This is a genomic window from Dactylosporangium sp. NPDC048998 (assembly GCF_043197855.1).
Lineage (GTDB): Bacteria > Actinomycetota > Actinomycetes > Mycobacteriales > Micromonosporaceae > Dactylosporangium.
In genome coordinates this window covers 37,146-45,408 of record NZ_JBICTV010000015.1, presented here as the reverse complement: position 1 = coordinate 45,408, position 8,263 = coordinate 37,146, and the positions used below count along the sequence as shown (strand labels likewise).

The 8,263-nt window shown below is 67.3% G+C and carries 8 protein-coding genes; 6 read left to right on the top strand and 2 right to left on the bottom strand.

Annotation, left to right across the window (positions count from 1 at the left end; genetic code table 11):
• Positions 1-32 precede the first annotated feature (32 nt).
• Positions 33-407, top strand: a complete 375-nt coding sequence (locus ACGFI8_RS29175; RefSeq protein ID WP_392809715.1) for a hypothetical protein — start codon at positions 33-35, stop codon at positions 405-407.
• 174 nt (positions 408-581) lie between these two features.
• Here ACGFI8_RS29175 and ACGFI8_RS29170 read toward each other — a convergent pair whose 3' ends face one another.
• Positions 582-1,013, bottom strand: coding sequence for a winged helix-turn-helix domain-containing protein (locus ACGFI8_RS29170; protein WP_392809713.1), 432 nt, complete (start codon positions 1,011-1,013; stop codon positions 582-584).
• Positions 1,014-2,682: 1,669 nt separating this feature from the next.
• On the opposite strand from ACGFI8_RS29170, the gene ACGFI8_RS29165 reads away from it, so the two are divergent.
• The 5 genes from ACGFI8_RS29165 to ACGFI8_RS29145 all read left to right on the top strand — a co-directional run bounded on the left by ACGFI8_RS29165 (position 2,683) and on the right by ACGFI8_RS29145 (position 7,586).
• Entirely contained in the window at positions 2,683-3,030 is a 348-nt protein-coding gene (locus tag ACGFI8_RS29165) for a hypothetical protein (RefSeq protein ID WP_392809711.1), read from the top strand.
• A 71-nt stretch (positions 3,031-3,101) separates the two neighbouring features.
• The gene (locus ACGFI8_RS29160; protein WP_392809709.1) at positions 3,102-4,037 is read left to right on the top strand and encodes a phosphotransferase; all 936 of its coding nucleotides are present in this window, start codon (positions 3,102-3,104) and stop codon (positions 4,035-4,037) included.
• A gap of 112 nt (positions 4,038-4,149) precedes the next feature.
• A complete protein-coding gene (locus ACGFI8_RS29155; RefSeq protein ID WP_392809934.1) occupies positions 4,150-4,869 on the top strand; it encodes an MFS transporter in 720 nt (239 codons plus the stop codon).
• Positions 4,870-5,048: 179 nt separating this feature from the next.
• A complete protein-coding gene (locus ACGFI8_RS29150) occupies positions 5,049-7,088 on the top strand; it encodes an ATP-binding protein (RefSeq protein ID WP_392809707.1) in 2,040 nt (679 codons plus the stop codon).
• A 129-nt stretch (positions 7,089-7,217) separates the two neighbouring features.
• The gene (locus ACGFI8_RS29145; RefSeq protein WP_392809706.1) at positions 7,218-7,586 is read left to right on the top strand and encodes a hypothetical protein; all 369 of its coding nucleotides are present in this window, start codon (positions 7,218-7,220) and stop codon (positions 7,584-7,586) included.
• 137 nt (positions 7,587-7,723) lie between these two features.
• On the opposite strand, the gene ACGFI8_RS29140 is transcribed toward ACGFI8_RS29145, so the two are convergent.
• Positions 7,724-8,263 (bottom strand): topology modulation protein, encoded by a 540-nt coding sequence (locus ACGFI8_RS29140; RefSeq protein ID WP_392809704.1) that lies wholly within the window; start codon positions 8,261-8,263, stop codon positions 7,724-7,726.

Sequence of the window (8,263 nt, the reverse complement as noted above, 5' to 3'; positions counted from 1 at the left end):
TCCGTATGCGTGACAAACAGCCGTGACCGGGGATGCGCACGTCGAGGCTGGCGGCGTGGGCGGGGTGGCGGGCGGACCTGCGCCGGCTGTGGGTCGCGTATGCGGTCGGCGAGTTCGGCAGCGCGGTCGGCGCCGGTGCCCTGCCGTTGCTGGCGGTGCTGGTCCCGCACGTGTCGGATCTGCGGGTTCCGTTGCTTGCGGCAGCCTCGGGCGTGGCCAGTGCGGTCGCGGCGGTGCCGCTGGCGCCGTGGATAGAGCATCGCCGGAAACGCCCGGTGATGATCGCCGCAGACCTCGTCCGGTTCGGTGCGCTGGGCAGCGTGCCCGTCGCCGCCGTGTTCGGGGTGCTGTCCTACTGGCAGCTCCGAGCTGGCCCTGTAGATCATCGACCGCATCGTGGTGGGTGAACAGAGAAGACCGGCATCCACGGGGGAAGATGCCGGTCTCGCGCAACAGAATAGCCACGTGGACCGCGCCCCGCCAGGGGCGGCCGTTCCGCAGTTGAGCAGGGAACGCCGTGCGCCGGCGGTGTGCGACGCACCTGGCAGCGGCTCGCCAGCGTGACCGGCCGCGTGGATTGATCAGCTAGCATCGCCGGCGGCTGCCGCCGGGGGCGCGATCAGCTCGACCTGGTCGGCAAGATGGCAGACGGTAGTGCCATCGGCCCCCGCCACGATGAGCACCGGCATCTCGGGCCGGCCGCCGAGCTTCGCCGATTCCGGCCGCATGGGCATCCACGCGGTCACCCGATCGCCCGGCGCCAGTGAGACGGTCGCCCGGTCGGGCGGCGCGCAGACCAGGGAGCGGTAGCCGCGACGCGTGGTAATGAGCAGCTCACGGCGGAGCACCCCGAGCGCGTCCCGGACGGCGTCCAGGCCGCAGCCGACGACGTGGCACAGGTCCTTCTCCGACGGCAGTTGGCTGCCCGGCGGGTACTCGCCGCGGAGGATCTTCGTGCGCAATAGATCGGCGGCGGCCACATAGCCGACCTGTTGGGACGGGGAGGAATCCATGACCCCCATGTTAGGGCCATGTGGCAATAATTTGGAGTAACCTGGGTCGGCCTTCGAGACGGTCGCCTGCTGATCGCCGGGAGCGCTGCATGCCGCCGCTCGAATCGCGGCCACCCGGCTTCAGCTGAAACTGGGTGTCCCGTGACAGGCATGTCGGCCCGGCTATGCGCCCCTGACTTGGGCGGGCTTTCTTCGATGGCAAACGATCAAGCGGCTGATTGTCATCGAAGTCGGCCCGCAATCTTGTTGGACGGGGACGGTGCCGATCATTCCGGCAGCGACGGCGGCACTGATCGGCTGGTCACGACGCGTGATGTTCAGGAATTGGGCCGACTCTGCTGGCACGGTCGCCAAACGGGCCGTATTGGCTGTCAACGGGCCGACCTGCGTGTCACGGGACACTGGTGTCCTATGCCAGCGAACCGTCCTCGGAGCGGGTGCCCTGACCTGGGGTGAGGAATCTTGAGTGGCGAACTGGTCTCGGGTCAAGGCCGCTGCTCGTCGGTAACCCAAGGGACTTCGCCAATGGATCTTGCTCAGGATCGGCTCGCGTGCCTGGGGTGGTCAGGACGGTCTGCCTGGCCAAACGCGTTGGGTAGGCCGCCGACCTGCACAACGAACATGCATCGAGCAACCCGTAGTGGCAGAAACCCAAGGTCGAGCAAGATTCAGTGGCAATGAGGAAGATCGTTTGTCACCGGACAACTGGGGTCCTCGGCCACCAACTTGGTGCGAATTCGGGGTGTCTTTGTCAGCGCTCAAGGAATTCCTCCAGCACGCCGTGATCTGCTCACGCAATTCCCCTGGTCGCCGCTCGCCATGGACCGTGGGTCGTCGCTCGCCATCCGCGGCCTCGGGCCGACGAGCGCAAGTGCAAAGAGCGGCACCGAGGAGCCGGCGGGGCAAGGTCACAGCGGACGCTCCAGCGCGCGAGTGGCGGCTCTGCCCGGGTCCCCGCTCGTCGTCCCCTGGAGGAATTCCGTGAGCCGATGCCAGAGGAACGCCGTGAGCGTCCACAGTCTTCTGCCAGCCGAGTTGAGGCACGGTCCCGGCTCTGGCCTGCGGTGCCTCAACCCGACTGGCAGACGCCGGGAGCTCGGCCTGCCAGTGAATCTGGGGCAAACCCTCGTTCTGCCCGGAGTGATGTCGCAGTTCAGGGGCCCGCTCTTCCGCCAGCCGCTTTGGTGCCTCAGATCCGATGGCAGTGCCTCGGCTCAACTGGCAGACGACATCGGGCGCCCTTCTGTCGAACGCACATCGGGCGACCTGTCCGTTCCAGTCGAACCCTGCGGAAGCCCGATGGGCTGACCAGCGGCTCGCAAAGTAGTTCTGACCGACGCGGCGGGGATCTGGTCAGACTTACCTTGCGGATTCTTGGCGCGGCTGGCCGGAGGCGCTGAGCTGACCAGTCGAGCGACCGGCGTGTCGGCAGAGACGCGCCGTCCATCCGCAAGGTAGGTCCGGACTCCGCAAGATCACTCGCAACCTAACTCTGACCTTCGCAGCCTTCCGTGAGACAGGACACGACCGCGCCCGCTCAGCGTGTCGGCTGTTTGCCTCGGCGTGTCGATCATGTGTTCGATTTTGGCTCGTGTCGGTGCTACCGGCGTCGCGTGTGACGGCCTACGGTGCGTTGGCCGGTCGACGGTCGGCGCTGTCGGATCGAGGGGTGACGATGTCGGGGACATTGCCAGGGCCGCGTCAACGGCGGATGGCCGGCTGCACGGTCGATGTGACGATCGGCGGCGAGCGGGGCGTGTTGAGCACGGGGCATGCGGCGGACGGCGCGCTGTGTCAGGTGGATTTTCGCGCCGGGGTGCATGGTTCGACGCTGGCCGGGCTCGCCGACGCCCTTGCCACGGCGATCACGTTGGGTCTGCAGCACGGGGCGCCCCCGGCGGCGTATGCGGATGCGTTGCGGCATCTTCCGCTGGACTGCCCTGCCGATGGTGACGACGTTGCCGGGCGCGTGCTGCTCGCCGTGTTCACCGGCACCGGCACCGGTGGCGACCGCTGATCTCGAGCCGGACTCGGCTGTCGTGCTGGCCGAGGTGGCGGCGGCGTTCGGCTTCGGCCGGGGTGCTTGACGTGCAGGCTCTCACCGCGGGCACGATGAACCGCAGCTGGCGGGTGACCGCGGCCGGTGGCGCCGCGGCGGTGAAGGAGGTCCTGGACGTCGACGCGGCCGCCACGCGCCGGCAGGCCGCCGCCTGTCAGGCTCTGGCCGGCCGTGGGCTGCCGGTCCCGACCCCGCTGTTGACCGCCGCCGGTGACCACCTGGTTGAGCGCGCCGACGCGGTGTACACGGCGGCGAGGTGGCTGACCGGCGAAAGCCGGGCCGGAGCCGAGCTGACCTTGGCCGAGGCGGCCGGACTTGGGACGCTGCTCGCCGACATCCACGACGCGCTCGGCGCGGTGCTGCCGCCGGTGCCGCCGGCGGTGGTGGAACCGGTGATCGAGGTTGCCGCCGCTGACGAGCAGGTGGCCCGGTACCTCGCCCTCGCGTCCCGGGCCGGTGGGGATGGGATGGACGCCTTCGTGGCGGCCGAGATGCCGCGGCGGCGTCTGCTGCGCGAGGTCGCGGGCCGGCGCCCGGCGGGCGGTGTGCTATGCGGGCCGGCGGGCTGGACGCATGGGGACTTCCAGCACGGCAATTTGCTGTGGCAGGCGGGGGCGGTGGCCGGTGTGCTGGACTGGGACCTGCTCCGGGTGCGCCCTGTGGCTGCGGAGCTGGTCCGCGCGGCCACGCTGATCTTCGCGGCCAAGCCTGGGTCTGGCCTTGACCTACCGCGGGTGGGCGCGTTCGTCCGCGGGTACCGGCCCCGGCGTGTGCTGGCGGATGCGGCGATCGTGGACGCCGCGGACCGGCTGTGGTGGGAGCGGGTCTGCGAGACCTGGCACCTGCGGCGTCGCTACGAGCGCGGGGATACCGCGTGCGATGGGTTCTTCCGTTCCGCGTCTGGGTTGCTGTGGTGGTGGACCCCGCGCCGCGAGGAGTTCCTAGCGGCGCTGCTGTGCCCATGATCCGCCGCTGGGAGCCGGCATGACGGGGCGGAGGATCGGGCGGCTCAACGACCCGACTGCCGTCCAGTCGACGGATACTGCGGACGGTGGATGGCGCCGGGACTGGCGGTGACTGTGGAGCGCGTACGCGGTGAGCGAGGCCGGGTCCGCGGTCGGGGCCGGGGCGCTGCCGCTGCTCGCGGTGCTCGTTCTGGACGCGTCGGCGCTGCAGGTGTCGGTGCTGGCCGCGGTGTCCGGGGTGGTGGCGGCGATCGCCGTGGTGCCGCTCGCGCCGTGGGTCGAGCGGCACCGCAAACGGCCGGTGATGGTGGCAGCGGATCTGCTGCGGGGGGTGGCGCTGGGCAGCGTCCCGGTCGCCGCCGTCGCCGGACTGCTCACCTACGGGCAGCTGCTAATGGTGGCGGCGGTGCAGACCGCGGGGTCGCTCGTGTTCGCCGCGGCCGGCGGCGCGCACCTCAGACAGCTCTTGCCGGCCGGGTGGCGGGCGACGGCGGCGAGCCGGTTCGAGACAACCTTCTGGACGGCGTCGTTCGCCGGGGCACCGCTCAGCGGGCTGCTGCTGACGCTGCTGGGCACGACCGCGACCATCGGCGTCGACGCGATGAGCTTTCTGGCCTCGGCCGTCGACATCCGCCGCCTGCGCAGCCCCGAGCCCCTGCCAGCAGCCCGAGCCGCCGCCACCTCACGCGGTGGTGTGCGCGGCTGGGTGCGCGAGGCCGGCGTCGGCTGGCGCTACATCGCCCGTCACGCCGCGTTGCGCGGCTTGTTCGCCAATGCGATGGTTCTCTCGCCGCCTGCGCTGTTGCTGCCGGCGACGGCCTCCGCACCGTGATGAGTAATCGAGATCGAGGTATGCGATGCTGCGGCCTGAGCCCGTGATGTGCCGCTCCACCTGGTTGCAGCAGTGTGGCAGAGCTCCGACGTTCTCTGATGCGGAGGACGGCGTAGCACCGAATGCAGGCCGCGGGGCGCCGATAGAGTTGTGGCGTCCACGCATCGAAAGGGGGCATGATGGCGCTCACCACGTCTCTGGCGGGTCGGGTTCGGAACACGAGTCTCCCGAAGAGTCACTCCCTGCTGCCGTTGCTAGAAGCCATTGTGAACGGCCTCCAAGCGATCGATGTGCGCTTCGGCTCGAACGTCGGGCAGGGACGCCTTCGGGTCACGATCGAACGGAGCGGACAGGACGAGCTCGACTTTGGACCCTCAGGTCCTGGCCGTCTGGCGCTGAAGCCGATCGTCGGCTTCGCGGTCGAGGACAACGGCGTGGGCTTCACGCCAGACAACATGGGCTCATTCGAGATGCTGGACAGCGACTACAAGGCCGAAATGGGTTGTCGCGGGGTGGGCCGTCTCCTGTGGCTCAAGGCGTTCGACAGGATCTCGATCCGGAGCGCGTACAACGATGAGGACGGCGACCTTCGCACACGACAGTTCAGGTTCTCGGTAGACCGCGAGGTCGAGCACATCGAGCAACCGACCGGCTTCAGCGACACGGGGACGGCTGTGCATCTGGATGGTTTCAAGAGTGAATTCCAGCGGCACGCGCCGAAGACCGTCGAAGCCATCGCACGCGAGGTGTTCGAGCACTGCATCTGGTACTTCCTCCGACCTGGCGGAGCTCCAGAAGTTGTGGTCGTCGATGACGAGGTCGTCTCTCTTAATAGGCTGATGGAGGACTTCGTTTTCTCCGGATTGCCGACGACGACCGTCGCCGTCAAAGGCAAAAAGTTCGACATGGTCAACCTCTGCCTCAAGTCCGCGACACGCAATCCCACACCCCGGCTGCACTGGTGTGCTGCGAGCCGCGTCGTTACCGAGGAAAATCTCACCGGTAAGATCCCTGGACTTTATGGTCGCCTGAAGGACGAGGATTCGGCCGAGTTCACGTATGTCTGCTATCTATCGTCTGACTATCTTGACGCACACGTCCGTGCCGACCGCACCGCCTTCGACATTGACGAACGCGTGGTTGGCGCGACTCTGGACGACGACATTTCACTCGAAGACATCCGGTCGGCCGTGTTGCAAGAAGTGGAACGGCTCCTTTCCGAACCGCTGGCGGCAGCGCGCGATGAGGGCAAGGCGCGCGTCAATGATTTCGTCAGCAAACGCGCACCGCGGTACCGTCCCGTACTATCCCGGCTTGAGTCGCTCGGAATTACCGTTGATCCGTCCGTCAAAGACCAGGATCTTGAACTTCTACTGCATCGCAACCTACAGAGGCTGGAATCCGAGGCCATCGCCGAGGGTCAGGCGGTTTTCGCGGAGGCTGGCTCCACTCCACTGGAGGAATACCAGGAACGACTAAACCGGTACCTTGACGTCGTAAAGGATATCAATCAGTCTGACCTGGCGGCATACGTTTCCCGACGTCGAGTGATTCTCGACATCCTGTTCAAGATCATCAGAGCGAACGAGCAGGGTAGATACTCCAGAGAGGATGCTATCCACTCGTTAATAATGCCGATGCGCAAGGATTCAGGCGAAATCGGAACCGACGCATCGAATCTGTGGATTATTGATGAGAGGCTCGCGTTCCACGACTACCTTGCTTCCGACAAGACGCTCAAGAGCATGCCGATTACCGGGTCCGATTCGACGAGAGAGCCGGACATACTTTCAACCCGACTCATTGACACACCCGTGTTGACGGCGGAGGGTGAGGCCCTGCCGTTGCCATCGATCGTCGTGGTCGAGATCAAGAGGCCGATGCGGAACGACGCATCGGAGGACAGGGATCCGATCCTCCAGTCGCTCGACTACGTGAAGCGGGTACGCAATGGCGGCGTATTGACGGCGTCGGGACGGCGAATTCCGGCGTCCCAGGATTCGCCAGCGTTCTGTTACATCCTGGCTGACCTTACCGATACGCTGGTTAGTAGGTGTGAATACGCTAATCTTCGACGTACCCATGACGGCCTTGGATACTTCGGGTTCAATGAGCCTGCGAAAGCATACATTGAGGTTATTTCCTTCGATAGGCTCATTAACTCCGCCACAGAGCGCAACCGTGCATTCTTCGATAAGCTCGGACTGCCGTCGAGTTAGTACGCCGTGGAGGATTTAGTTGGTTCGGTGAGGGCCTGCTGGGCCGTTCACGCCGACAGACCGTACGAGCTGTTGATTGATTGACAACAATGGCCCGGGTAGAGACCGATGACCTTTGGCGGCGGGATTATGGCCGCATCGCCGCTGACCACCGTGTTGATGCTGCGGGAGCTGCAGTTCGCGCCGTGGCAGTACGGGCTCGCGCTCGGCCTGCCCTCCGCCGGTGGGATCGCCGGATCGCTGCTGGTGCCGTGGCTGCTGCGCCGCGGCTCGCTGCCCGGGATGCTGCTGGCGACCGGGGCGGCGCGGGCGGTGCGGATGGGCCTGATCCCTCTCGCTCCGCCCGGCACTGTCGGTCTGGTCGTGATCGTCGTGGCGGACACGCTGCTGCTCGGCTGCGCCGGCGCGTTCAACCCGCTGTTCGCCACCTACCGGATGCAGGCCACCGAGGACGCCTACATGACCCGGGTCGCCGCCCACAACAGGCGCAGGTCGTGACGCCAACCGGCACGGTTCGGCACCGGCTTCACCGCGGCGTCGATTGCGGCTTCAGCTCCGCCGGGAACCGGTCGCGTCGCCGCACGTCCATCCGGCCGGGGTGCCGACCGTTCCCGGTGGGCCGTCCGGTGCCGTGCTCAACCGCCACCTTGAGCCGCCCCGGTTTCCGTGGGCGGTCCGCCGAGGCGGGCGATGAGGCGGCTGACCTGACGGCGGCTGGTGGCCTCGATCAGCACAGCGTGGTTGCCGTGCTCGGCGATGCAGCCCCGCACGGCGGGGGCGTGCCGGCGGCGGAACCTGAGCACATACCGCAGGAACGCGACCGTGATCCGGTCGTGGACACCGTCGGGGTGCCGGCCGCCGTGGTAGCGCAGCCGGCGCCGGACGATGCCCCACAAGCAGACCAGCGGCGGCAGATCCAGGATAATGATCTTGTCCGCGGCGGCGAACCGGACCGGCATACTCGCCGTCGAGTTCCCGTCGATGATCCACCGCCCCGTCGCCACGACAGCGTGCTGCGCGGCGACGAACGCGGCCTCCGGCACGACCGTCCAGTCCTGGCGGTAGCGCAGGGCATCCAGATGGGTGACGGGGAGCCCGAGTAGGGCACCGAGCTGGTTGGCCAGGACGGTCTTGCCAGCGCCGCCCGCGCCGACGGTCGCGGCGATCCGTCGCAC